We start from the raw sequence: 23,209 nt of genomic DNA on the forward strand, positions 1-23,209 counted from the left end.
CAGACGACGGGCGAATTGCCGCGGAGTGTTCCAGGCGGTTGCAGTCCCGTTCCTCGCGGTGCATTAAGAGTTCGATTTCGAGGAATGGAACCGTGACGGAAAAAGTCATTACGCTTTATGAGGCAATTGGCGGCGATGCGGTCGTGCGTGCGCTGACGCGCCGCTTCTATGCGCTGATGGAGACGCTGCCGGAGGCGAGGCACGTTCGCGCCGTCCACCCGCCGACGCTGGAAGACAGCGAGGAGAAATTTTACGAATACTTGACCGGCTATCTCGGCGGCCCGCCGCTTTACACCGACAAGCGCGGCCATCCGCGCCTCAGAAGCCGGCATTTCGTTGCCGAGATCGGCCCTGTGGAGCGCGAGGAGTGGCTGCTCTGTTTCCGTCAGGCACTTGAAGAAACCATCGCCAATCCGAAGCTGCGCGAGATCATTCTCCCGCCTATCGAGCGGCTCGCATATCACATGCAGAACAAGGAATAGAACCAACCATGACACTGAACGCGCGTATTGCGCCGCTATTCTATCTGGTTGCCGGCCTGTTCGGTTTTGTCGGCGTGGCGCTGGCTGCAGCCGCGGCGCATGGTGGTGGCGACGCGCACCTGGTTGCTTCCGCCTCGGCAATGTGCCTGGCGCACGCCCCCGCCCTGCTTGCTCTTGCCATCGGCGCTGAAAAACTCCGGACCGCATGGCTCGCCGGCATTCTTATAGGCGTCGGCACAATTCTGTTTGCCGGTGATCTCGTCGCCTTGCGCTATGCGGGTTCCGGATTGTTTCCGGTGGCCGCGCCCACCGGCGGATTTGCCATGATGTTCGGCTGGCTAGCGATTGCAGCGGGCGCTTTCATCCGCCCACGCTGATCGACCAGTTGAAGAGTGTGCATCCAAACCGCTGTAGATTGCCATGCGGGTCATGGACATGGAACTCTTTGCCCCACGACCGCCGTCGCTTCAGGGAGGTCAGAGGCGCCCAACCGCTTCTCTTGATGTTCCGCATGGAGTGCTGCAATCCGACCGCCACCAAGATCGAACTCTGCCCCTTCAGATGCCGGGCACGACGTTGAAACCTTCGAAAACTGGCGGCCCTTTGTACATGGCCTTGCGCTCGCCGGCACTGCGGTGCGCGGCGCGGAAGTTTTCAGACTTCGTCCAGTTCAGGAAGTCCTCTTCGCTCTGCCAGAGCGTATGCGAGGAAAACAGGGTGTAGTCCTCCTCCGTATTCGTCTTGCCCCGCAGCAGACGGAACTCAACGAAGCCGGGCACCTGCGAGAGGCTGGAATCACGATTGCGCCAGACATTCTCGAAGTCTGCCTCGGACCCGATCGCAACCTTGAAGCGGTTCATCGCAATATACATAAAATGACCCTCAAGCTTTGTTTTTCGCGCCCGCGCGCGCCGGCGCGAAGGCCACGACATTATTGCCGTTAGCAGCCTCCAGTCCAAGCGGCTTCTCGGGATTCTGCCCGGGCATCCGTGCCTCCCAAAGGGGAAACTCCGATACGTTGGGATAGTCTCTGCGTCGCTCGGCATTCCGGAGCAGCAGTTCGTAAAGTTCCGGCACAAGGCCGTCGCCTGTTTGAGCGGCAAGCTTGTGCAGGCCGATCATCATGACCCCGTCAGGGTGTTCTTCATTCATCGGGAATTGTCTCGCTCGTTCATTGTCTGCAGCGCACGTTCCAGACTCGACTTGCTGCCGTTTCGAAGCGGGATGAAGGCCTTGCCGAACTTCTTGCAGCCGGTCTTCACGCGCAGGCAGGCATCGTGGCTGATACAGTCGATCGGGCAGAAAACGCAGTCGACCGAGGGAAGCACGGTATCGATTCGGGAGACCGCCTCGCGCAAACCGCCGTCGTGATGGATCAGTTCTGCCCCGAAGTTGCTGGCAATCTGGCGAAGGTGCGCCACCTGGCAGTCCCGTCCGCCGACATACAGGAAACTGCGTCCATCAAGTTTGGACTGCCCGGGCGTTTCCTGAACCGACTCGACAGCGGCGTTGACGCGGATCTCGCGGTTGGAACCCTTCTTCGTCTTTCGAGCCATTTCCCACCCGTTCGCTCGTTGATCGTCACACGATTCCTGCGTGTGCCGGGCGACCTTATTAAACTTGATTTTTAGAGTAAAGTATAAAGTTGATTATATAAATCATATTTATCAGCGCCCCGTCACCTGAACGTCCTGACTGAACGACCAGACTGGCTTGCCCCACTCAGCAGGGAGTGGAGGGAACGGCGCGGCGCGGCGAATACCCTCGACAACAGCTTGATCCAGCTCGGGAATACCTGAGCTGCGCGCGATCGAAAGACCGTTCAGATCGCCGCTGGCCCCGATTGTCAGGTGAACGCGAACACTCATTGATGTGCTCATGCGCTTGTATTCCGACGGCACCTTGACGGAGCGACGGATCCGGGATTGCACTTTGCCGGGATAATTGGCGACAGCCGCACTTCCCGCACCGCCACTGCTACCAGCCCCACGCGAATTCTGGTTCGATGTTGCCGTCTCGCTCCCGTCGGCGGACCCTCTCTTGGAATCCTGCTTGTTTTCACCGCCAGATCCTGCGGATGGTTGAGCCTTCTTCGGTGGCTCCTTCTTCTCGATCGGCTTTTTGACGGGCTTTTCCACTTTCGGCTTGGGCTCAGGCGTCGGCTTGTCCGGCTCGGGAGCAACCGTTGCCGTTTCCACCGGTTGAACCGGCCTGATCTCGTCCGGCGCCGCTTGAGTAACCGGAGGCGTTTCTGCAAGAACCGCGGGTGCTACCTGGGTCGCCATAGGCTGCACGACGGATGTCTCAGCCGATGACAACGACGTCAAAACCTCCGGTTCAGCGGCAACGATATTCTCCTGTGAGACGCGAGCGACTTCTTGAGGGGGCGCAACGGCCACCAGCTCGGTAGGTGCCATCTCCGTCGGGGTCGCCACGGTCGGCTGCACCGTCTGCGTTTGCACGGTCTCGGCCACGATCTGCTCGGGCTGTGGCTCCTCAGCCTTCTCGCCCGCCGCCGCTTGGTCCGCCTCCGAATCGCCAAGGATGATGACACTCACCACTTCGCCGGCCTCTTCGACCGGATCCTGCGGTGTGACCACAAACCCGGCGACTAGGATTGCAATGACAGCCGCGTGACACGCGAAGGAGCTCAGACAAGCCATCACCACGTTGCGCTGACGTGGTCTTGCGCTCTCTTCCTTTTCGACGCTTGCATCCATCGACGGCGCGGCAGCGACGCTGCTGCTCGCGGTTTGCGGGTCCTGTGGGAAGGACTCGATCAAGGCAAGGCGCGCGTAGTGGAGCGTAACCTCGGCGGCTGGCTGGCGCGGCACATTGCGAAGGTCCGACAATTCATGCCCCGGATGCATGCCGGGATTGTTGTCGTTCATTCCGCCGTCAGCGACCGGCTCCTCAACGAGAATGATTCTCGATTCGGATTTTGCTGGAACTGCCATTTGTGCCTGCCTCGGCCCGTTGAAACAGAAAATCGCCGGCTGTCATGCCGGCGAGCCAATCAACCCTCGAAGGGAATCGAAACCTGGGAACGGGTCACAAGACCCTTCATGCACTCGCCTGCAGCCGGCCCGTCACAGACCGGCGCATCGTTGATCAGCAGGCGCGTCATGCTCTCGCACTTGACATTCGGCATGTCGAACTGACGGACGCGCTTCTTGCCCTGCGGCAGATCGCGGAAGTCCAACACGGTGACCCGGTCGACCGCATTCTTGTCGTTGAAGAAAGCAAGCTCGAAGGAGATCTTGTTGATCGGCGCGGCGAGATTGTTGAGCGCAACGAAGGTCATCATGCAGCCCTTCTGTGAAGGCGCGAGACCGTTCAACTCAACTTCAAGGCCCTTGGCCGCCGACGCTGCTGCTGCATCCTGAGCAAAGACTTGCGAGGCACCCGCAACCACGATCAGACCGCTCGTCAAAAGTGCCGCAACCTTGCTCACTGCCATTCCTCCATCAGTAGGGTCTAAAACTTGACTTATAAACTCCGCTATTGCGTCATTAAAAAATGATGACTATGAAAGTCAAGATAATTATGGGTTTTCCCGGCGTTGGGCGCCGCGGATCGAGCGGAAATAACCGACCGAAATGATGGTTGAGAAGCCAGATAGCTTTAGTCACGCGTCGCTGCAGCGCGCCCCAACGGCAGAAATGCGCGTTCTGGAAAGTGCAGACATTTTTCGCGGAGCGACCGAGATCATGATCCGTCACGACGGCGTGGTCTACCGCATGAAAATTACCCGTCAGGGCAAACTCATTCTCAATAAGTAGGGCTAGGACATGACTGAAACCACGAAACCGGCTCCCGCCGACATTCGCGCATTCCGTGCAGAGAATCCGAAGATGCGCGAGCGCGATATCGCCGCTCAGCTTCAAATTTCGGAAGCAGCGCTTGTTGCAGCCGAGGTCGGCATCAGCGCAACCCGGATCGACGGCAGCGCCTTGAAGCTCCTGGAACGGGTCGCCGAACTCGGCGAAGTCATGGCTCTTTCCCGCAACGAAAGCGCTGTTCACGAGAAGATCGGCGGTTACGAGAACATCACCGCCGGACCACACGCGTCGATCGTGCTTGGGGAAAACATCGACCTGCGCATTTTCCCAAATCGCTGGGCACATGCTTTCGCCGTCTCCAAGAAGGATGGCGACCAGGAGCGCCTGAGCCTCCAGTACTTCGACAAGGCCGGAAACGCCGTTCACAAGATCCATCTCCGCCCGAACTCTGACGTCGAGGCCTATCGCGCCATCGTCCGTGATCTGAAGCTTGAAGACCAGTCGCAGGAGTTCGTCGCGGATCTGACGCTCTCGTCCATGGATGAAAGCGGCGAAGTCACCCGCGATGAACTGCGCGAGCACTGGAGCAAGATCACCGACACGCATGAATTCTTCGGCATGCTGCGCAAGCTGAAAATCGGCCGCCAGGCTGCCGTTCGCACCGTCGGCGACGACTATGCATGGCAGCTCGACAAAACGGCGACGGCAGAGATGATGCACGCTTCGGTGACCGCAGGCCTGCCGATCATGTGCTTTGTCGCCAACAGCGGCATCGTCCAGATCCACTCCGGCCCGATCTTCAACGTGCAGCCGATGGGTCCGTGGATCAACGTTCTCGATCCGACCTTCCACCTGCACCTTCGTCAGGATCACATTGCCGAGACGTGGGCCGTGCGCAAGCCGACGAAGGACGGCCATGTAACCTCGCTCGAGGCCTACAATGCCGAGGGTGAAATGATCATTCAGTTCTTCGGCAAGCGCAAAGAAGGCAACGACGAGCGCGACGATTGGCGCTCCATCATGGAAAACCTGCCGCGCGCAGAAACCAGCGTCGCGGCTTGAGCAAGGGGATGACGATGCGTAAGGAACCGCAGAGCAAGCGGCTTCAGGTGATGGCGTTTTCGGTGGCAGCTATTGTGCTGTCGCTGGCTCCCGTCTCGAATGGTACAGCAGCCGATAAACTGGATACGACGCGTCTCGTATCCGTCGGCGGCGATGTCACCGAGATCATCTATGCGCTCGATGAGCAGGATCGGCTGATCGCTCGCGACTCGACCAGCATGTATCCGGAAGCGGTCATGAAGCTGCCCGATGTCGGCTACATGCGCGCCCTGTCGCCCGAAGGTATCCTTGCGATGAACCCGACAGCGATCATCGCGATCGAGGGATCAGGACCGCCGGAGGCGCTGAACGTGCTGAAAAACGCGAGCGTCCCGTTCGAGACGGTGCCGAACGCCTACACGCGCGAAGGGATACTTGCGAAGATCGATCGGGTCGGCGAGCTGCTCGACCAGCCCGAAAAGGCAAAGGCATTGGAAGGAAAGGTCGGCGCGGACCTGGACGCCGCCATCGCCGACGCCGCCAAACGTCCCGAAGGCGAGCGCAAGCGTATCCTCTTCATCCTCAACATGCAGGGCGGCAAGGTCATGGCTTCCGGAACCGGCACGGCTGCTGATGGCATCATCACGCTGTCGGGTTCGGTCAACGCCGTGGGCAACTTTCCCGGTTATAAGCCCCTGACCGACGAAGCGATCATCGAGGCCAAGCCTGATGTCATCCTGATGATGAATCGCGGCGACGGGTCGGCCACGAAGAATGAAGATCTTCTCAAGCAGCCGGCGCTGGCCCTGACGCCTGCCGCGCAGAACCAGGCGATCATCCGCATGGACGGCCTGTACCTGCTCGGTTTCGGCCCCCGCACCGCAAGCGCCGTCCGTGAATTGAACGCGGCGATCTACGGGGGGTAATAATGGCTCTGCAGGACGCCATGCGACGGAAGCGCGCCATGTTTTCGCTGACAGGTCTCCGGGAACTTCGCAGGGCTGGCGATCGTAGCCGCCTCGCCCTGCTGGCAATCCTTCTGCTTGCAGTCGGCTCCGTCCTGTCCTTGCTGTTTTCGGTGACAACGGGTGCTTCCAACGCCTCGTTCCTCGACGTCATCGCCAACGTGGCCGGCTCAGATGATGCGCTGAACGCCAGAGACCGGATCATCATCTTCGATATCCGCATGCCCCGAGCGATCCTGGGTTTCCTGGTCGGCGGCTCGCTTGCCGTCTCGGGTGCGATCATGCAGGGTCTTTTTCGAAATCCGCTTGCGGATCCCGGCCTTGTCGGCGTTTCCTCTGGGGCGAGCCTGGGCGCTGTCGTGATCATCGTGCTCGCCAGCACCTTTGCCGCGCCACTTTACACGCTGCTGGGCATCTATGCGCTTCCGATCGCCGCTTTCGGCGGTGGCCTAGCCAGTACGTGGCTGCTCTACCGGATTGCAACGGGGAACGGCCAGACCTCGGTCGCCACGATGCTGCTTGCCGGTATCGCGCTTGGCTCGCTTGCCGGGGCGCTCACCGGACTGCTGATCTACATGGCCAACGATCAGCAACTCAGAGACCTCACTTTCTGGGGCATGGGATCACTTGCCGGGGCGACATGGGCTAAGATTGCGGCCGCCGGGCCGATCATTCTTCTCTCCTTTGCCGCCATACCGTTCATCGCCAGTGGTCTGAATGCCATCACGCTTGGCGAAGCGACGGCCTTTCACATGGGTGTCCCCGTTCAACGGCTGAAGAATATCGCCATCGTCAGCGTCGCCGCAGCGACGGGTGCTTCGGTCGCGGTCAGTGGAGGCATCGGTTTCGTCGGCATCGTGGTTCCGCATGTGCTGCGCATGTCAATCGGCCCTGATCATCGCTTCCTGCTGCCTGCCTCGGCGCTTCTTGGCGGCTCTCTGCTGATTTTCGCCGATGTCCTTGCCAGGACCATCGTCGCGCCGGCCGAATTGCCGATCGGTATCATAACGGCGGCTGTCGGCGGCCCGTTCTTCCTTTGGATTCTGTTGCGCCATCGCGCACGCCTTGCCATTTGAGTATAAAGCAATGATCGAAGTATCCGGTGTTTCCGTGCGCCTTTCCGGCAAGACCATTGTTAGCCAGGTCGGCTTTGCCGCACAGGCTGGTCAGCTGACGGCGATTGCCGGCCCAAATGGATCAGGCAAGACGACCACGATGAAGGCGGTCTCGGGCGAACTCCCCTACTCCGGCTCCATTCGGCTCAATGAGCAGGAAGTGACCGCGCTGCAGCCATGGCAGCTGGCAACGATGCGTGGCGTGCTGCCGCAAGCAAGCACCATCTCCTTCCCGTTCACGGTGCGCGAAGTGGTCCGCATGGGCCTCACGACTGGCGTCAATCGTAATCCCGAGAAAGCGGAGCAGACCGCCGCGGAAGCGCTGAGCGCCGTCGACCTCGGCGGCTTCGAAGGGCGCTTCTATCAGGAGCTTTCGGGCGGCGAGCAGCAGCGCGTGCAACTTGCCCGCGTCCTCTGCCAAATTGCCGAGCCGATTGTCGACGGAAAGCCGTGCTGGCTTCTACTTGACGAGCCGGTATCCAGCCTCGACATCAGCCACCAGCTGACAATCATGACCTTGGCGCGAAAATTCTGCGAAGCCGGTGGCGGCGTCATCGCGGTCATGCACGACCTCAACCTGACCGCGCTTTTTGCCGACCAGATCATTCTTATGAAATCCGGCCAAGTGGCTGCGAGCGGTCGCGTCCGCGAAGTACTGACGGATGAGACTATGGAGTCCGTCTTTGGCTGTGCTCTGCGGATCAATCAGGTTCCGGAAGATGGCACGCCTTTCGTGCTTGCTCATAGTGCGGTCCAAACTTGATGCAATCCAGCGTAGCGGAACTTTTGACCGGCGCCCGCGTTAAGCAATTGACGATGTAGGTCATTGCCGGGCGACAATCTTCATGCAAACTTCGGCGACGGCCTTGTGTTGAACCAGGCCGCGTCCGAGCGTGCCTTACTAATGGAGAAAATCGTGGCCTCTTCGCTCCTCCACCCCATCCGCAGCCGGCGCAATGGCGGCGGCACGCTGCACAATATTGAATCCACCATCGAAGAGCAGATCGAGTCTCTTCGCGAGGAGATCGCAGCACTGACGAAGATTGCTGGGAAGCAGTCGCGGAAATCGAGTGATCGCATCCGCTATCAGGCAGCTGCCAGCTACGACGATCTGCTCGCTCGCAGCGAGGACCTAATCCACGAATTGCAAGAAGGCTACCTTCGCGGCGCGAGCGAAGTGCGCAACACCGTGCGCCGGCACCCCGTCGCAACCGTCGGGGCGGCGGCAGCCTTCGGGCTTGTCCTTGCTCTCCTTGCCCGCCGTTAAGGAGGCTAGATGCTCTTCCCGCTCCTCAGCCTGCTGGTAGGCACGAGTGTTCACCGGACCGTTGCGCGGACCAAGCGCAACGGTATTTTCGTTGCAATTGCCGTCGTACTGTTGTTGACCGCCTACGCGCTCGCCGTCGTGGCTGGCGCGATATGGCTCTCGGGCATTTACGGTCCGATCGGTGCAGCACTCTTCCTTGCTGCCGCGGCGCTGCTGATTGCCGTCGTCGTTCTCATCGTCATGATGGTGATCAATGCGCAGGAGGCGCGTCGCGCCAAGGAACGCAAGCAGGCGCTGGAATCACTTGCCGCAGTCGGCATTGGCCTCGTACGGGCTCAGCCCCTGCTGACGGCCGGGCTTCTCGCGGCGATCGTCATGGCCAATCTCATGGGCCCGAAGCGAGACGACTGACGCTTAGACAGCTCTATCGTGCAACACGAGAAAGGCCGGCGCTCGCGGGCGACCGGCCTTTTTCTCGCCGTCTATACAGGTATCAGAAGGCAAAGGCTTTGGAGGTAAGCGGCGACGATGTCGCGTCTGGTCCGAAATCCGCCTCGCCCGAAATCTGAAGGAGCTCCTGCAGACGCTGACGAGCGCGGTTCACGCGGCTCTTGATCGTACCGACTGCGCACCCGCAGATCTCGGCGGCCTCCTCATAGGAGAACCCCGAGGCGCCGACCAGAATGATCGCTTCGCGCTGGTCCGGCGGCAATTGATCGAGCGCCTTCTTGAAATCCTGCAGATCGAGCGCCCCATACTGAGCCGGGTGCGTCGCCATGGACTCGGTGAACAGGCCATCGCTGTCCTGAATCTCGCGTCCACTCTTTCGCATCTGGCTATACAGCTCGTTGCGCAGGATCGTGAAGAGCCAGGCCTTCATGTTGGTGCCCATCTCGAAATGATCCTGTTTCGCCCAGGCCTTCATGATGGTATCCTGAACGAGATCATCAGCCCGGTCGTGCCGGCCAATCAACGAAATCGCAAAGGCTCGGAGGCTGGGTAGCGACGCGAGAAGCTCGCGCTTGAAGCTTGGTTGCTGCTTTTCCATGGAGCCACCTTACTTCACAGCCTTGGCTGACGCCACGAGTTCGGCCTGGTCAAGTTTCTCGAGCAAATCGAGAAAGCGGTCCGGAATCGCCTCGTCCTGCACGGCAGCATAAAGCGATCGCAACTTCACGCCGATCTGGCTGTTCGGGTCCAGAATATCGCTTGCGCGCATTTCCAGCCGCTGCCGATCCTTTTCATTTTTCCGTGTCGTCATCAATCGTCGTCACTTTACTTTGTTATCCGCTCGTTCTGACACGTCGCCTTAAGTTTGTCATAACTAACTCAGCCGCTTAGACCGGCTGATCAGTGAACATCCCGTCGCGTGTCATGAAACCAATGCGATGAGCCCTCTGTTTGTAGGCACGATAATGCCGCTGAGAAAAAAAAGTTCCTATGTGTCAGGAACATTTTTACACTCCGTCGCGTTTTAACCGCCATTGAGGCCGTTTACCGGCCGCTAGTGGGAGCTTTAAATGACACTTTCGACTCGAATTGCGCCGCACCTTCCTTACTTGCGTCGTTATTCCCGCGCGCTTACTGGAACGCAGACGTCGGGCGACGCCTATGTGGCCGCCGTGCTCGAGGCGATCATTACCGACATATCCATTTTCCCGGATACCGCGGATGACCGCGTCGCATTGTACAAACTTTTCACCACGCTGTTTGGTTCCGTCACGATCCAGATTCCAGAACCTGCCTCACCATACGTGTGGGAACAGCGCGCGACGCTGAACCTTGCCAAGGTTTCGCCCCGTGCCCGTCAGGCTTTTATCCTCGCCTCTGTCGAGAACTTTCGAGTTGCGGAGATCGCCGAAATCCTGGGCGAGGAAGACGACGAAGTCGTCAGCTTGCTCGACAACGCATCACGCGAGATCTCTCGCCAGGTTGCCACGGACGTCATGATCATCGAGGACGAACCGTTGATCGCAATGGACATCGAACAGATGGTGGAAAGCCTCGGTCACCGCGTCACTGGGATCGCGCGCACGCACACTGAAGCGGTTGCCCTCTACAACAAGACCCGTCCAGGCATGGTTTTGGCAGATATTCAGCTTGCCGACGGCAGCTCCGGTATCGATGCGGTCAACGACATTCTCAAGACAGCGAGCGTGCCGGTGATCTTCATCACCGCCTTCCCGGAACGATTGCTGACCGGCGAACGCCCGGAACCGACGTTCCTGGTCACGAAGCCGTTCAACCCCGATATGGTCAAGGCATTGATCAGCCAGGCGCTTTTCTTCAACGAATCCACCAAGGCGGCGGCCTGAAGGAGTTCGCGCCTTGAGGAACAATAGGAACGGAAGGGCGTTTCGGTGAGACTGGGACGCTTTTCCGGCCTTAGGCTTTTTTTCAGCGCCCTCCTCTAGGATGAGCTTCCCGATCAATGGGCATCTCTCTCAGCGGCACCGAGAGAGGATCAATATGGGAAAGGCGACTAGGTGAATAGGAGTGAACCAGTGCCCGGCATGCCCTTCGCGCTGGAAAATAGAGCGGCGCTGTTGCAGCGCGCCCTCGGAAGTGCCGGAATATCAGTGATCTATCAGGATCCTGACCTGTCGATAATCTACGCTGACAACCTTCCTCCGCATTTTCAGCCAGCTGCGATACCGGGTGGTACAGACGCCGATCTATTCGGTGAGACACATGGGCGCAATCTGGAGAAGATGAAGCGGCAGGTCTTCGAGACCGGCAAATCGGCTACCACCGAGGTCGAAATTTCGGTCGACGGAGAGATGCGCACCTACGAGCTGAAGATCGAGTGTGTTGGCACCGACCGGGCCCTCGGGCTGCTTTCCGTCATTTCCGAGGTGACGGACGCACGGCACCGCGAAAAGGTGCTGAAGTCCCTTCTTCGCGAGCTATCGCACCGCTCGAAGAACCTTCTCGCCATCATTCAGGGCATTGCCACACAGACGGCCCGCAACACCATCTCGCTGGAGGGCTTCCTGGTGAAGTTTCGCGGGCGACTGCAATCCCTGTCGAATTCACAGGACTTGATTACCGACTCCAGTTGGCGTGGCGCATTCCTGTTCGAACTCGCTGAAAAGCAGTTCGCCCCCTACTGGCCCGAAACGGCCGGACCGATGCCGATCACAGGGCTCAACGTCCACCTGACGCCCAACGCCGCTGTCCACGTCGGCTTGGCGTTGCACGAATTGATCGTTAACTCCGCCTCTTACGGCGCGATCGCCGGCAGCACGCCCGCCGTCACCCTCAGCTGCCACGAAATCGCCTCCGCCGGGCGAAGGGCAATCGAGGTTTCGTGGGCGGAAACGCTCTGCGATCCAACCGAAGTTCACGAGTTCAGCGAAAACAGCTTCGGCAAAACGGTGCTGGAGCGCGTAGTCCCCTCCTCTGTCAACGGCAAGGCCGAGCTGACGCTGGTACCCGGACGGATCGAATATCACCTGACAATCCCCGACGCCGAATTCGAAATTCTCAGGCACCCCCCTCAAAAAGCGGCAATGCGCTAAACGAAGAACAGCCAGTGCGAGGGCGGCGCACCGGCTGTTCTTTCACTCACCGGGAGGGGACCGTGAGTACGTCCAAACGATGGGTTGGGGGCGCGCATGTTGGGTCGATGCGGTCATCGTTTGGATACCGCAGTAACGGTCAAGTATCCAAATGGTTCCCGGCACAGATCAGAAAAATTTCGATTTCTTTGTTTTTTTATTTGCAGGCGGCGAGCACGAGCAACCAGCCGTCTCCAACGGCGAAAATAATGATATTAAAACAACATGATAGACATTGGTTTCTTCAAAAAATTTACCGTTTGATAAATTTTTGAAGCTGAGTTACGCTTTCCCTCACTGGCCGTTTACCAATAATGAGGGAACTTCAATGGAACGACTGGGAACTGGGATTCGTGCTGGCCGGCTTTCGCCCGCCGAGTACGAGTCGAATTTCTCCGATCTTCATCCGCGCCTCGACAAGCACGAGGCGCTGGTCGCAGCTGACCGCTGTTATTTCTGCTACGACGCGCCGTGCATGACGGCCTGTCCCACCTCCATCGACATTCCGCTGTTCATCCGGCAGATCGCCACCGGCAATCCGATCGGATCGGCAAAGACGATCTTCGACCAGAATATTCTGGGTGGCATGTGCGCCCGCGTCTGTCCCACCGAAGATCTGTGCGAGCAGGCCTGCGTGCGCAACACGGCAGAGGAACGCCCTGTCGAAATCGGTCGTCTTCAGCGCTACGCCACCGATACGGCCATGCAGGCGGACAAGCAGTTCTACAGCCGCGCCGCCTCGACCGGAAAGAAGATCGCCGTGGTCGGCGCCGGGCCTGCCGGCCTTGCCGCTGCCCATCGCCTTGCGGTGAACGGCCATGACGTCGTCATCTATGATGGCAAGGCAAAGTCCGGCGGCCTCAACGAATACGGCATCGCTACCTACAAGGCGGTCGACGACTTCGCCCAGAAGGAAGTCGACTACGTCCTCGCGATCGGCGGCATCGAGGTGCGCCACGATCAGCAACTGGGTCGTGATTTCTCGCTTGCCGATCTCCAGTCGCAGTATGACGCCGTCTTCCTCGGCATCGGCCTTGCCGGCGTCAATGCGCTGCGCGTCGAAGGCGAAAGCCTGCCCGGCGTTGATGACGCTGTCGATTTCATCGCCGGCCTGCGTCAGGCCACCGATAAGGGCGAGGTAGCGATTGGCCGCCGTGTCGTCGTTCTCGGCGGCGGCATGACCGCCATCGACGCCGCCGTGCAGGCCAAGCTGCTTGGCGCCGAGGAGGTGACGATCTGCTATCGCCGCGGCAAAGAGCACATGAACGCCTCGGAATTCGAGCAGGATCTCGCCACCTCCAAGGGCGTTATCATCCGCCATTGGCTCGCCCCGAAGTCCATTCTCGCACAGGACGGCAAGGTCGCCGCGATCGAGGTGGAATATACCAGGCTGGTCGATGGCCGCTTGTCGACGACCGGTGAAACCGGCGTCATTGCTGCCGATCAGATCTTCAAGGCGATCGGTCAGACGTTTGACGCGTCGGGCCTAGGTGCGCTGCGCATGGAATCCGGCCGCATCGCCATCGATGCGGATGGCAAGACTTCGCTCGACGGCGTCTGGGCCGGCGGCGACTGCGTGGTCGGCGGTGACGACCTGACCGTTTCGGCAGTCGCACAGGGGCGCGACGCCGCTGAATCCATCAACCGTATGCTTGCTGCCGGCGCGCAGCCGGCCGTTGCCGTCGCGTGAAGGGGAGAATGAACAATGGCTGATCTCCGCAATAATTTCGTCGGCATCAAGTCCCCGAACCCATTCTGGCTCGCCTCCGCGCCGCCGACCGACAAGGCCTACAACGTCGAACGCGCCTTCAAGGCCGGATGGGGCGGTGTCGTCTGGAAGACGCTTGGCGAGGAAGGGCCGCCGGTCGTCAATGTCAACGGCCCGCGCTACGGCGCGATCTGGGGCGCCGACCGCCGCCTGCTCGGTCTCAACAACATCGAGCTCATCACCGACCGCGACCTCTACACCAATCTGCGCGAAATGAAGCAGGTGAAGATGAACTGGCCGGACCGGGCGCTGATCGCCTCGATCATGGTGCCCTGCGAGGAGAACGCCTGGAAGGCGATCCTGCCGCTGGTCGAAGAGACCGGCGCCGATGGCATCGAACTCAACTTCGGCTGTCCGCACGGTATGTCGGAACGCGGCATGGGCTCCGCGGTCGGACAGGTGCCTGAGTATATCGAAATGGTCGTGCGCTGGTGCAAGCAGTACACGCGCATGCCTGTCATCACCAAGCTGACGCCCAACATCACCGACATCCGCAAGCCGGCCCGTGCCGCGAAAGCCGGCGGCACCGATGCGGTATCGCTGATCAACACGATCAACTCGATCACCTCGGTCAATCTCGACACCTTCTCGCCCGAACCGTCGATCGACGGGCGCGGCAGCCACGGCGGCTATTGCGGCCCGGCGGTGAAGCCGATCGCGCTCAACATGGTCGCCGAGATCGCCCGCGACCCGGAAACCTACGGCCTACCAATATCAGGCATCGGCGGCGTCACCACATGGCGCGATGCGGCCGAGTTCTTGGCGCTCGGCGCCGGCAACGTACAGGTCTGCACGGCGGCGATGACCTACGGCTTCAAGATCGTCCAGGAGATGATCACGGGTCTCTCCGACTGGATGGACGCCAAAGGCCACCGCAACCTTGACGATATCACCGGCCGCGCAGTGCCGAATGTTTCCGACTGGCAGTACCTCAACCTCAACTACATCGCCAAGGCGAAGATCGACCAGGATGCCTGCATCAAGTGCGGTCGCTGCCACATCGCCTGCGAGGACACTTCGCATCAGGCGATCACCCAATTCGTCAATGGCGTCAGGCACTTCGAGGTGATGGAAGAGGAATGCGTCGGCTGCAACCTCTGCGTCAACGTCTGTCCGGTCGAGAACTGCATCACCATGGAGCAACTCCCCGTCGGCGACCTTGACAAGCGCACCGGCAAGATCGTCGATCCGAACTATGCAAACTGGACGACCCATCCGAACAACCCGATGGCTCGCCAGGCGGCGGAGTAACTGCTTTGCAACGCCGCGGAAGAGTTTCTTTCGCGGCGTTGCCTATGGAAGGCCCTATGCTATCGACGCCTCGCTGCATTGTCGCAGCTCTCTTTCCAGAGGAGGCAGCCATGGCTCGCAAACACCTCACCGATTTCAGCTTTTGAGATCACGTCCAAGCGGCGTAAATCCTATCCATCCGAAACGCGTGTCAAAACCGGCCGACAGTTTGTCAACGGCGATGTCGAACTGGTCGAAAAGCTGGGCCGAAATGACCCCTGCCCCTGTGGTTCACGGAGGCGCTTTCAAGAACTGCTGCCTGAAATCCGGCCGCCATGACGGCATCCATCGCCACCACTACTTTTAGGGAACGCGACTAAATCCAGGACGGCAAGCGCATGAAAAACCGTGCGCTTGCCTGCGGTCTAGCCGTCCACACCCGCAAACGTCTTCCGATATGCCCCAGGGCTCGTGCCCAGCCGTTTGCGAAAATGGTGCCGCATCGTCGCCAGCGTTCCGAAGCCGCTGGCTTCTGCGATATCGTCGAGGGACGCGCTGCTTGCTCTTTCCAGAAGTTCACGCGCATGGCGAAGCCGCTCTTTGAGCAGCCATTCGCCCACGGTTTGCCCCGTTGTGCTTTCGAACCGACGTTGAAAGGTTCGCTGGCTCATCCTGGCCTTCGCCGCGAGCAGGCTAATCGGCTGCTCCTCGTCCAGCCGCTGCCGCATCCAGTCGATCAGCGGACCAAGCCGGATGCCTTCGCGCTCCTGCGGCACGGGCGCCTGGATGAACTGAGCCTGTCCGCCTTCGCGGTGCGGCGGCAGAACCAGACGCCGCGCGACGCTGTTGGCCGCCTCGGCGCCGAAGTCGCGACGGACCACGTGCAAGCAGAGATCGATGCCAGCAGCGCTGCCGGCGGCCGTCAGCAGACTACCTTCGTCCATGTAAAGCACATCGGCATCGAAGTTGATGTCGGGATAACGCTTCGAGATCGAGGCGACATACCGCCAATGCGTCGTGGCACGGCGATGGCGAAGAAGCCCGGTCGCTGCAAGCACTGCAACGCCGGAGCATAGCGACATGATCCGGGCGCCACGCTGATGGGCCGCGCACAACGCATCGATCAGTGCATGCGGAACCTCGGCATCTATGGAGCGCCACCCCGGCACCACGATCAGGTCCGCCTCCTCAAGCACCTCCAGCCCATGGTCGACGGAAACCGCAAGGCCGCCACCCGCTCTCAGAGGCCCGGGTTCAACCCCGCATACCGAGTAGCGATACCACTCTTCCCCCATTTCCGGCCGATGCAGGCCGAAGACTTCGTATGCGATGCCGAATTCGAAGGTGCAGAGCCCATCGTAGGCTAGCACCACGACATGCAGGCCTTTCAGTGTTTTTGGCATGATCTTTACGCTAACCGTCATTATGGCCAATTTCGCAAAGCCATAACATCAGCGATGGTCGACGGCAACTTGAACCGGAAGGAAACGCCATGCCGAGCTTCGTTGCCGAAATCCCCACCGCCTCTCCTGAAGCCACCGCCGCCTATTATGCCCGGAAGCTCGCTTTCGAAACCGACTGCTGGGATGTTCACGCATCGCTCGTCGCAGGCCACCTGGACTTCGTCCTGCTCGATGTTCGCTCCCCGACGCACTACTCCGCTTCGCACATTCCGGGCGCGATCAACCTGCCGCATGGGAAGATGACGGCCCACCGCATGGCGGAATGGCCCGCCGACACGCTTTTCGTCGTCTATTGTGCCGGCCCTCATTGCAATGGCACCGACAAGGCAGCCCTGCGTCTTGCTAGGCTCGGACTTCAGGTGAAGGTCATGATTGGCGGAATGACGGGTTGGACCGACGAAGGCTTTGCCTTCGATAGCGGCTCGGAAACCGCTGCAGCCTAGCGTCGGGTGTACTGCGGGCGAGGACCTGCAGCACACAAGCGGGAGATTGAATTTTCGTCCATCGATGCGATAGTCGGGAGGCGCAAAGGGTAGCCTCCTGCATGACACGTCATATTGTTGCGATCGGTCAATTGCCTCCGCCGTTCAACGGCTTCTCGCTCGCGACCAGAAGCATGATCGCGCTTCTCGAGGAAGGAAACAGCGTCACCAGCCGCAACGTTTCCCCGCCATTCGGCAAACTGTCGTTGCTCAAGCATCCAATCAAGCTCAGTCGTGTCCTCCGCGCCTGCCGCCAGCTCTTCCGTGATCGCAAGCATGTCAACCGGATTTGCTATCTTGCCTGTGAAGGTGGCCGTGGCTTGCTCTACACGGCGCTGATCGTATTGGTCGCGAGACGGCTGGCCTATCCCATCTATCTGCATCATCACAGTTTCAGCGATATCGGCAGTGCCAGCTTACTGATGCGATGTGTCCTGGCTTTCGGCGGTAGCCGATTGCGGCACATCTTCCTGTGCGATGTCATGCGAGACAGTTTCACGGATACCTACCAGCGCCGCATGCGCAGCAATATCGTCTCCAATGCTGCTTTCGTGGTACCAACGGAACAGAACGGCGCACCGCAATACCGCACGACTCTTGTGATCGGAATGCTGAGCAATCTCAGCACCGAGAAAGGTCTCGACACCTTCCTTGATCTCACAAGGCAAGCACGGCATGAAAGCTTGCCGATCAGGGCGATCCTGGCGGGTCCAGCCGGCCCTGGCGAGCGCGCCGCGATTGACGCCGCCGTCATGGAAGTGGGCGATATACTGGATTACCGGGGTGCGTTGTATGACGACGAGAAAGCCGCCTTCTATCGTGAGATCGACGTGTTCGTCCTCCCGACGACCTACGGCAACGAGGCGCAGCCGCTGGTGATTTTCGAGGCGAAGGCGGCCGGAAACGCGGTGATTTCCACCGACCGTGGCTGTATCAGGAAGCAACTGGACGAAAACGATCTGCTTGCCCCCGTCGACGATGAATTCGTGCCGACGGCATTGGCGTGGCTGTCCGCCATGGCGCCGGGACCGGAATTGCATGCAAGACGCAGGGTGATCCGCCAGGCTTACGGCGCCCGCCACACCAAGGCTCTTGCAGCAGTCAACGCGCTCTTCGATTTAGAGGAATGATAACACCATGCCGGACGCTTGCGCGCCCGTGACATCAGGACACGTTTGGCATGGACTTGACCTTCAGCCCATCGATGAACAACTGCTCGAGGAAGCGCGCCGCATCCTCGAAGCGACCGGCGCCTGCATGCTCCTGCCCAAGCACCGCCCTCACCTGAACGTCGAAGTCGGCATAATGCTGCGTCGTTGACCAGATCGAAAAGATCAGGTGATAGGGGTCACACTTCGCAATCTTCCCCGCCTTCGCCCAGCTACGGATAACGTCCGCCTTTTCGTCCACGAGTTCCTTTAGCGGCCCCTTCAGCTCATCCTCGACGTGCGGCGCCCCTTGTAGCATCTCGTTGGCAAAAAGCCGGCTCTCGCGCGGGAAATCGCGGGCCATTTCAAGCTTACGGCGGATATAGCTGCGGATCTCGCTTTCGGGATTGCCGTCGGCATCGAAGGCTCTCAGTGGCTCGAGCCAAGTATCGAGCACCCGGTCGATCAACGCCCGATGCATCGCTTCCTTGGTGCGGAAATAATAGAGCAAATTGGGCTTCGACATGCCGGCGACTTCAGCAATCTGGTCGATCGTGGAACCACGAAAACCGCTGACCGAGAACACATCGAGCGCGGCTTCAAGAATCTGCTCTTCCTTCTCTTCCTGAATGCGCGTGCGCCGCTGGGTCTTGGCTGCTCTCGGGATTGCCATATCGATCTTGTTTTCCCTTCAAATTCAACCGTTTCACTCAAGATTGGACGAGCGCGGCACCTTGCCGCAAAAACGAGCAGATGCCGGTAATTTTGTCTGTATTTTTCCTGATTTTCGTCTTGAGCCCAGCGCCGGAAGTTGTAATGTTTACCAATCGGTCAAATTATCGATCAGATGCAAAACAAAGGCAACTGGCGATTTTCCGGCGCTAACAAAACAAACAAGAGCGCTCGGATACTGACCACGGGAACAGGCGGACATGTGAATTGCATGGCCGCAGAAAACAGGTGAGGACTTTAGACATGGTGGCAGCACCAGGCGAGAACATGCGCGTCAACGGGGACCGTCTTTGGGACAGCCTCATGGACATGGCAAAGATCGGCCCGGGCATTGCTGGCGGCAACAATCGCCAGACGTTGACGGATTCCGATGCCGAAGGGCGCAACCTCTTCAAGACATGGTGCGAAGGCGCCGGCCTGACGCTCGGCGTCGACAAGATGGGCACGATGTTCGCGACCCGTCCCGGCACCGATCCGGACGCTCTACCTGTTTATGTCGGCTCGCACCTCGACACTCAGCCAACCGGCGGCAAATACGACGGCGTGCTCGGTGTCCTCAGCGCACTGGAAGTCGTTCGCAGCATGAACGACCTCGGCCTCAAGACCAAGCACCCGATCGTCGTCACCAACTGGACCAACGAGGAAGGTGCGCGCTTTGCACCGGCCATGCTCGCCTCCGGCGTTTTCGCCGGCGTCCATACACTGGAATATGCCTATGATCGCAAGGATCCCGAAGGCAAGACCTTTGGCGACGAACTGAAGCGCATCGGCTGGGTTGGCGACGAAGAGGTCGGCGCGCGCAAGATGCACGCTTATTTCGAGTATCATATCGAGCAAGGTCCGATCCTTGAGGTCGAGAACAAGCAGATCGGCGTGGTCACGCACTGTCAGGGCCTGTGGTGGCTCGAATTCACCTTGACCGGCAGGGAAGCCCACACCGGCTCTACGCCGATGAACATGCGCGTCAACGCGGGGCTTGCCATGTCGCGCATCATCGAAATGGTGCAGGCCGTGGCAATGGAGAACCAGCCGGGTGCCGTCGGCGGCGTCGGTCAGGTGTTCTTCACCCCGAATTCGCGCAACGTCCTGCCGGGCAAGGTCGTCTTCACTGTCGATATCCGCTCGCCGGATCGGGCGAAGCTCGACGGAATGCGCGCCAGGATCGAAGCGGAAGCGCCAAAGATTTGCGAAGCACTCGGCGTCGGCTGCACGATCGAGGCGATCGGCCACTTCGCGCCAGTGACGTTCGACCCGACACTTGTTTCCCGCGTGCGCGGCGCTGCCGAACGGCTCGGCTACAGCCACATGAACCTGATCTCCGGTGCCGGCCACGACGCCTGCTGGGCAGCAAAGGTCGCTCCAACCACGATGGTCATGTGCCCCTGCGTCGGAGGTCTCTCGCACAACGAAGCGGAGGACATCTCGAAGGAATGGGCAACAGCCGGCGCGGACGTCCTATTTCATGCCGTGGTCGAGACGGCGGAGATCGTGGCGTGACCGCCCAATCGGCAACGGACGACATTCTTAAAGAAGACCTGCGGCTGACATAGGAAAAGCACCCATGGATCTGACAACTATCCTTGCCTTCGTCGCAGTGACGACCTTGCTCGTTATCTCCCCCGGCCCAAACGGTGTCCTGATCGCCAAGACCGTCCCCGCCTCGGGCCGATTGGCCGGCTTTGCCAATGTCGCCGGCTTCGTCTCCGCCTTTTACCTGCATGGCGCGTTTGTCGTCTTTGGCGTCTCGGTCATTCTCGCACGCTCGGCGGAGCTGTTCTTCGCGGTCAAGATGCTTGGTGCCGCCTATCTGTGCTGGGTTGGCGTCAAGGCACTGATGCAGGCCTGGCGTAATCCGCTTTCATCGCGGCCGATCGCTGCCCCTTCAAAACGCCGGCGGACCCTATTGGCGGCCTATATCGAAGGCTTTCTGACCAACGCCCTCAATCCCAAGGTTGCGATGTTCTATCTCGCGGCCTTCCCCCAATTCGTGCCGATGGAAAAAGCGACCGCAGCCAATATCTTCCTTCTGGTTTTCATTCATTCCATGATCAACCTGGTCTGGTTTAGCGCCATGGTCGTCGTGTTTTCCCGCCTTGCCACACTGACCCGAGGAGGCAGAATGCAGCGCTGGATCAAGGCGGCAACAGGCGTCGTCTTCGTCGGCTTCGGTCTAAAACTCGCAACCATGCGCGCCTGAAAAGCGGAGGTTCATCATGACATCAAAGATCATTAAAAACGGTACCATCGTCACTGCGGACCTGACCTACAAGGCGGACGTGAAGATTGAAGGCGGCAAGATCGTCGAGATCGGTCCGAACCTCTCCGGCACCGAAACGCTCGATGCGACGGGCTGCTATGTCATGCCTGGCGGTATCGACCCGCACGTCCACCTCGAGATGCCGTTCATGGGCACCTATTCCTCCGACGACTTCGAAAGCGGCACGCGCGCGGGCCTCGCCGGCGGTACGACCATGGTCGTCGATTTCTGCCTGCCGGGGCCGGAACAGTCGCTCCTCGAGGCGCTGCAGATGTGGGACAACAAGACGAGCCGCGCCAACGCCGACTACTCGTTCCACATGGCAATCACCGGCTGGAACGAGCGCGTCTTCAACGAGATGGAGACGGTGGTCAAGGACAAGGGCATCAACACCTTCAAGCACTTCATGGCCTACAAGGGCGCGCTGATGGTGAACGATGACGAGATGTTCGCCTCCTTCCAACGTTGCGCCGAACTCGGCGCGTTGCCGCTGGTCCATGCCGAAAACGGCGACGTCGTCGCCTCGATGACTGCAAAGCTCCTCGCCGAAGGCAACAACGGCCCCGAAGCGCACGCCTATTCCCGCCCGCCCGAAGTCGAAGGCGAGGCAACCAATCGCGCCATCATGCTCGCCGACATGGCCGGCGTGCCGCTCTATGTCGTGCACACCTCCTGCGAACAGGCGCATGAAGCGATCCGCCGCGCCCGCCAGAAGGGCATGCGCGTCTACGGCGAACCGCTGATCCAGCATCTGACGCTCGATGAAAGCGAATATTTCGACAAGGACTGGGATCATGCCGCCCGCCGCGTCATGTCCCCGCCCTTCCGCAACAAGCAGCACCAGGACAGCCTCTGGGCCGGCCTGCAGTCCGGTTCTTTGTCTGTGGTGGCGACCGACCATTGCGCCTTTACCACCGAGCAAAAGCGCTTCGGCGTGAAGGACTTCTCCAAGATCCCCAATGGCACCGGAGGCCTGGAGGACAGGTTGCCGATGCTGTGGACCCATGGGGTCAGCACTGGCCGTCTGACGATGAACGAGTTCGTTGCCGTCACCTCGACCAACATCGCCAAGATCCTCAACGTCTATCCGAAGAAGGGCGCCATCCTGGTCGGCGCCGACGCCGATATTGTCGTCTGGGATCCGAAGCGCTCAAAGACGATCTCGGCCAAGACACAGCAATCGTCGATCGACTACAATGTCTTCGAAGGCAAGCAGGTCACCGGCCTACCGCGCTACACGCTGACGCGCGGCGAAGTCGCGATCGAGGAAAGCACGGTCAAGACGAAGGAAGGGCACGGCCAGTTCGTCAAGCGCGAGCCGTTCCAGGCGGTCAACAAGGCGCTATCGACATGGAAGGAGCTCGTGGCGCCCCGCAAGGTCGAACGTTCAGGCATCCCGGCGACGGGGGTCTGATCCTTGGCATCACTCCCGCACCAGCCGATCAAGCTCCGGAAGCAGAACGACGCTTTCCTGCTCGTTCGGATCGGTGCGGGCGATGATCGCGGTGCACGGGGTACTGCTGAGATTGGCAGGCAGATGCGGCACCCCGGCGGGGATGTAGAACAGCTCGCCGGCATGCACGACGACATGATGCTCCAGCTCGTCGCCGTACCAAGTGTGGGCCTCGCCGGAGAGCATGTAGATCGCCGTTTCATGGGACTCGTGCAGATGCGCCTTGGCCCGAACGCCGGGCGGAATCGTCAGCAAATGCATGCAGATACCCTTGGCGCCGACTGTCTCGGCCGCGATGCCTTCGAAGTAACTGAGCCCCTGCTTGCCGTCATAGGCATGACTGGGGCGGACAATGTGACAGGTGGGCTTTGATGTCGCGTCCATCGTCATCCTCCATGGACCTTGCCGGAACAATGAAAACCGCTACTCATACTATCACGCAAACCGCACAAGCGCGGGCAAAA

General features: G+C 59.9%; 29 protein-coding genes. 19 read left to right on the plus strand and 10 right to left on the minus strand.

Annotated features, from left to right (window positions below; genetic code table 11):
* Positions 1 to 92 precede the first annotated feature (92 nt).
* Together NBG89_RS11770 and NBG89_RS11775 are read left to right on the plus strand one after the other, a co-directional pair.
* A complete protein-coding gene (locus NBG89_RS11770) occupies positions 93 to 482 on the plus strand; it encodes a group II truncated hemoglobin (protein WP_431320114.1) in 390 nt (129 codons plus the stop codon).
* A gap of 8 nt (positions 483 to 490) precedes the next feature.
* A complete protein-coding gene (locus NBG89_RS11775; RefSeq protein ID WP_431320115.1) occupies positions 491 to 859 on the plus strand; it encodes a DUF423 domain-containing protein in 369 nt (122 codons plus the stop codon).
* Positions 860 to 1,039: 180 nt separating this feature from the next.
* Here the strand turns inward: NBG89_RS11775 and NBG89_RS11780 are convergent, their stop codons facing one another.
* The 5 genes from NBG89_RS11780 to NBG89_RS11800 all read right to left on the minus strand — a co-directional run bounded on the left by NBG89_RS11780 (position 1,040) and on the right by NBG89_RS11800 (position 3,942).
* Positions 1,040 to 1,354, minus strand: coding sequence for an antibiotic biosynthesis monooxygenase family protein (locus tag NBG89_RS11780; protein WP_431320116.1), 315 nt, complete (start codon positions 1,352 to 1,354; stop codon positions 1,040 to 1,042).
* A gap of 10 nt (positions 1,355 to 1,364) precedes the next feature.
* Positions 1,365 to 1,634 carry a hypothetical protein gene (locus tag NBG89_RS11785; RefSeq protein WP_431320117.1) on the minus strand — a complete coding sequence of 90 codons (270 nt, stop codon included), beginning with the start codon at positions 1,632 to 1,634 and terminating at the stop codon, positions 1,365 to 1,367.
* Positions 1,631 to 2,038 carry a DUF2325 domain-containing protein gene (locus NBG89_RS11790; protein ID WP_431320118.1) on the minus strand — a complete coding sequence of 136 codons (408 nt, stop codon included), beginning with the start codon at positions 2,036 to 2,038 and terminating at the stop codon, positions 1,631 to 1,633. Before NBG89_RS11790 ends, NBG89_RS11785 begins: the two co-directional genes overlap by 4 nt.
* A 111-nt stretch (positions 2,039 to 2,149) precedes the next feature.
* On the minus strand, positions 2,150 to 3,439 hold the full coding sequence (locus NBG89_RS11795; RefSeq protein ID WP_431320119.1) for a TonB family protein: 1,290 nt from the start codon (positions 3,437 to 3,439) through the stop codon (positions 2,150 to 2,152).
* 59 nt (positions 3,440 to 3,498) lie between these two features.
* A complete protein-coding gene (locus tag NBG89_RS11800; RefSeq protein WP_431320120.1) occupies positions 3,499 to 3,942 on the minus strand; it encodes a hypothetical protein in 444 nt (147 codons plus the stop codon).
* Positions 3,943 to 4,081: 139 nt separating this feature from the next.
* On the opposite strand from NBG89_RS11800, the gene hemP reads away from it, so the two are divergent.
* The 7 genes from hemP (at position 4,082) to NBG89_RS11835 (ending at position 9,063) form a co-directional block, all read left to right on the plus strand.
* Positions 4,082 to 4,264 carry a hemin uptake protein HemP gene (hemP, locus tag NBG89_RS11805; protein ID WP_431320121.1) on the plus strand — a complete coding sequence of 61 codons (183 nt, stop codon included), beginning with the start codon at positions 4,082 to 4,084 and terminating at the stop codon, positions 4,262 to 4,264.
* A gap of 9 nt (positions 4,265 to 4,273) precedes the next feature.
* A complete protein-coding gene (locus NBG89_RS11810) occupies positions 4,274 to 5,326 on the plus strand; it encodes a hemin-degrading factor (protein ID WP_431320122.1) in 1,053 nt (350 codons plus the stop codon).
* Positions 5,327 to 5,334: 8 nt separating this feature from the next.
* Positions 5,335 to 6,231 carry a heme/hemin ABC transporter substrate-binding protein gene (locus tag NBG89_RS11815; RefSeq protein WP_431320123.1) on the plus strand — a complete coding sequence of 299 codons (897 nt, stop codon included), beginning with the start codon at positions 5,335 to 5,337 and terminating at the stop codon, positions 6,229 to 6,231.
* A 2-nt stretch (positions 6,232 to 6,233) separates the two neighbouring features.
* The gene (locus NBG89_RS11820) at positions 6,234 to 7,346 is read left to right on the plus strand and encodes a FecCD family ABC transporter permease (RefSeq protein WP_431320124.1); all 1,113 of its coding nucleotides are present in this window, start codon (positions 6,234 to 6,236) and stop codon (positions 7,344 to 7,346) included.
* Positions 7,347 to 7,356: 10 nt separating this feature from the next.
* Positions 7,357 to 8,148 (plus strand): heme ABC transporter ATP-binding protein, encoded by a 792-nt coding sequence (locus NBG89_RS11825; protein WP_431320125.1) that lies wholly within the window; start codon positions 7,357 to 7,359, stop codon positions 8,146 to 8,148.
* 141 nt (positions 8,149 to 8,289) lie between these two features.
* Positions 8,290 to 8,652, plus strand: a complete 363-nt coding sequence (locus NBG89_RS11830) for a DUF883 family protein (RefSeq protein ID WP_189638102.1) — start codon at positions 8,290 to 8,292, stop codon at positions 8,650 to 8,652.
* 9 nt (positions 8,653 to 8,661) lie between these two features.
* Entirely contained in the window at positions 8,662 to 9,063 is a 402-nt protein-coding gene (locus tag NBG89_RS11835; RefSeq protein ID WP_431320126.1) for a hypothetical protein, read from the plus strand.
* Positions 9,064 to 9,145: 82 nt separating this feature from the next.
* Here NBG89_RS11835 and NBG89_RS11840 read toward each other — a convergent pair whose 3' ends face one another.
* Together NBG89_RS11840 and NBG89_RS11845 are read right to left on the minus strand one after the other, a co-directional pair.
* A complete protein-coding gene (locus tag NBG89_RS11840; protein WP_088695022.1) occupies positions 9,146 to 9,700 on the minus strand; it encodes an RNA polymerase sigma factor in 555 nt (184 codons plus the stop codon).
* A 9-nt stretch (positions 9,701 to 9,709) separates the two neighbouring features.
* Positions 9,710 to 9,871 (minus strand): NepR family anti-sigma factor, encoded by a 162-nt coding sequence (locus NBG89_RS11845; RefSeq protein WP_245312480.1) that lies wholly within the window; start codon positions 9,869 to 9,871, stop codon positions 9,710 to 9,712.
* Between the two features lie 301 nt (positions 9,872 to 10,172).
* Here NBG89_RS11845 and NBG89_RS11850 point away from each other — a divergent pair, with 301 nt between their 5' ends.
* The 5 genes from NBG89_RS11850 to NBG89_RS11870 all read left to right on the plus strand — a co-directional run bounded on the left by NBG89_RS11850 (position 10,173) and on the right by NBG89_RS11870 (position 15,549).
* A complete protein-coding gene (locus NBG89_RS11850) occupies positions 10,173 to 10,967 on the plus strand; it encodes a response regulator (RefSeq protein ID WP_431320127.1) in 795 nt (264 codons plus the stop codon).
* Positions 10,968 to 11,165: 198 nt separating this feature from the next.
* Positions 11,166 to 12,173 carry a sensor histidine kinase gene (locus tag NBG89_RS11855; RefSeq protein WP_431322678.1) on the plus strand — a complete coding sequence of 336 codons (1,008 nt, stop codon included), beginning with the start codon at positions 11,166 to 11,168 and terminating at the stop codon, positions 12,171 to 12,173.
* 367 nt (positions 12,174 to 12,540) lie between these two features.
* On the plus strand, positions 12,541 to 13,902 hold the full coding sequence (locus tag NBG89_RS11860; protein WP_431320128.1) for an NAD(P)-dependent oxidoreductase: 1,362 nt from the start codon (positions 12,541 to 12,543) through the stop codon (positions 13,900 to 13,902).
* Between the two features lie 15 nt (positions 13,903 to 13,917).
* Positions 13,918 to 15,231 (plus strand): NAD-dependent dihydropyrimidine dehydrogenase subunit PreA, encoded by a 1,314-nt coding sequence (preA, locus tag NBG89_RS11865; RefSeq protein WP_088695027.1) that lies wholly within the window; start codon positions 13,918 to 13,920, stop codon positions 15,229 to 15,231.
* Between the two features lie 78 nt (positions 15,232 to 15,309).
* Positions 15,310 to 15,549, plus strand: a complete 240-nt coding sequence (locus tag NBG89_RS11870; protein WP_431320129.1) for an SEC-C metal-binding domain-containing protein — start codon at positions 15,310 to 15,312, stop codon at positions 15,547 to 15,549.
* An 86-nt stretch (positions 15,550 to 15,635) separates the two neighbouring features.
* Here the strand turns inward: NBG89_RS11870 and ftrA are convergent, their stop codons facing one another.
* A complete protein-coding gene (gene ftrA, locus NBG89_RS11875; protein WP_431320130.1) occupies positions 15,636 to 16,634 on the minus strand; it encodes a transcriptional regulator FtrA in 999 nt (332 codons plus the stop codon).
* Between the two features lie 68 nt (positions 16,635 to 16,702).
* On the opposite strand from ftrA, the gene NBG89_RS11880 reads away from it, so the two are divergent.
* On the plus strand, positions 16,703 to 17,116 hold the full coding sequence (locus NBG89_RS11880; protein ID WP_431320131.1) for a rhodanese-like domain-containing protein: 414 nt from the start codon (positions 16,703 to 16,705) through the stop codon (positions 17,114 to 17,116).
* A gap of 101 nt (positions 17,117 to 17,217) precedes the next feature.
* A complete protein-coding gene (locus tag NBG89_RS11885; RefSeq protein ID WP_431320132.1) occupies positions 17,218 to 18,285 on the plus strand; it encodes a glycosyltransferase family 4 protein in 1,068 nt (355 codons plus the stop codon).
* A gap of 34 nt (positions 18,286 to 18,319) precedes the next feature.
* On the opposite strand, the gene NBG89_RS11890 is transcribed toward NBG89_RS11885, so the two are convergent.
* Positions 18,320 to 18,976 (minus strand): TetR family transcriptional regulator C-terminal domain-containing protein, encoded by a 657-nt coding sequence (locus NBG89_RS11890; RefSeq protein WP_431320133.1) that lies wholly within the window; start codon positions 18,974 to 18,976, stop codon positions 18,320 to 18,322.
* A 302-nt stretch (positions 18,977 to 19,278) separates the two neighbouring features.
* Between NBG89_RS11890 and NBG89_RS11895 the strand changes: the two genes are divergently transcribed.
* From NBG89_RS11895 to hydA, 3 genes are all read left to right on the plus strand, one after another.
* Positions 19,279 to 20,532: a Zn-dependent hydrolase gene (locus tag NBG89_RS11895; RefSeq protein ID WP_431320134.1), complete on the plus strand. Its 1,254-nt coding sequence runs from the start codon at positions 19,279 to 19,281 to the stop codon at positions 20,530 to 20,532.
* A 64-nt stretch (positions 20,533 to 20,596) separates the two neighbouring features.
* The gene (locus NBG89_RS11900; RefSeq protein ID WP_431320135.1) at positions 20,597 to 21,232 is read left to right on the plus strand and encodes a LysE family translocator; all 636 of its coding nucleotides are present in this window, start codon (positions 20,597 to 20,599) and stop codon (positions 21,230 to 21,232) included.
* A gap of 16 nt (positions 21,233 to 21,248) precedes the next feature.
* Entirely contained in the window at positions 21,249 to 22,706 is a 1,458-nt protein-coding gene (gene hydA / locus NBG89_RS11905; RefSeq protein ID WP_431320136.1) for a dihydropyrimidinase, read from the plus strand.
* A gap of 9 nt (positions 22,707 to 22,715) precedes the next feature.
* Here hydA and NBG89_RS11910 read toward each other — a convergent pair whose 3' ends face one another.
* Positions 22,716 to 23,129: a cupin domain-containing protein gene (locus tag NBG89_RS11910; protein WP_431320137.1), complete on the minus strand. Its 414-nt coding sequence runs from the start codon at positions 23,127 to 23,129 to the stop codon at positions 22,716 to 22,718.
* Positions 23,130 to 23,209 lie beyond the last annotated feature (80 nt).

Origin of the sequence: Rhizobium sp. YTU87027 (assembly GCF_050644135.1) — a bacterium.
Taxonomy (GTDB): domain Bacteria; phylum Pseudomonadota; class Alphaproteobacteria; order Rhizobiales; family Rhizobiaceae; genus Rhizobium.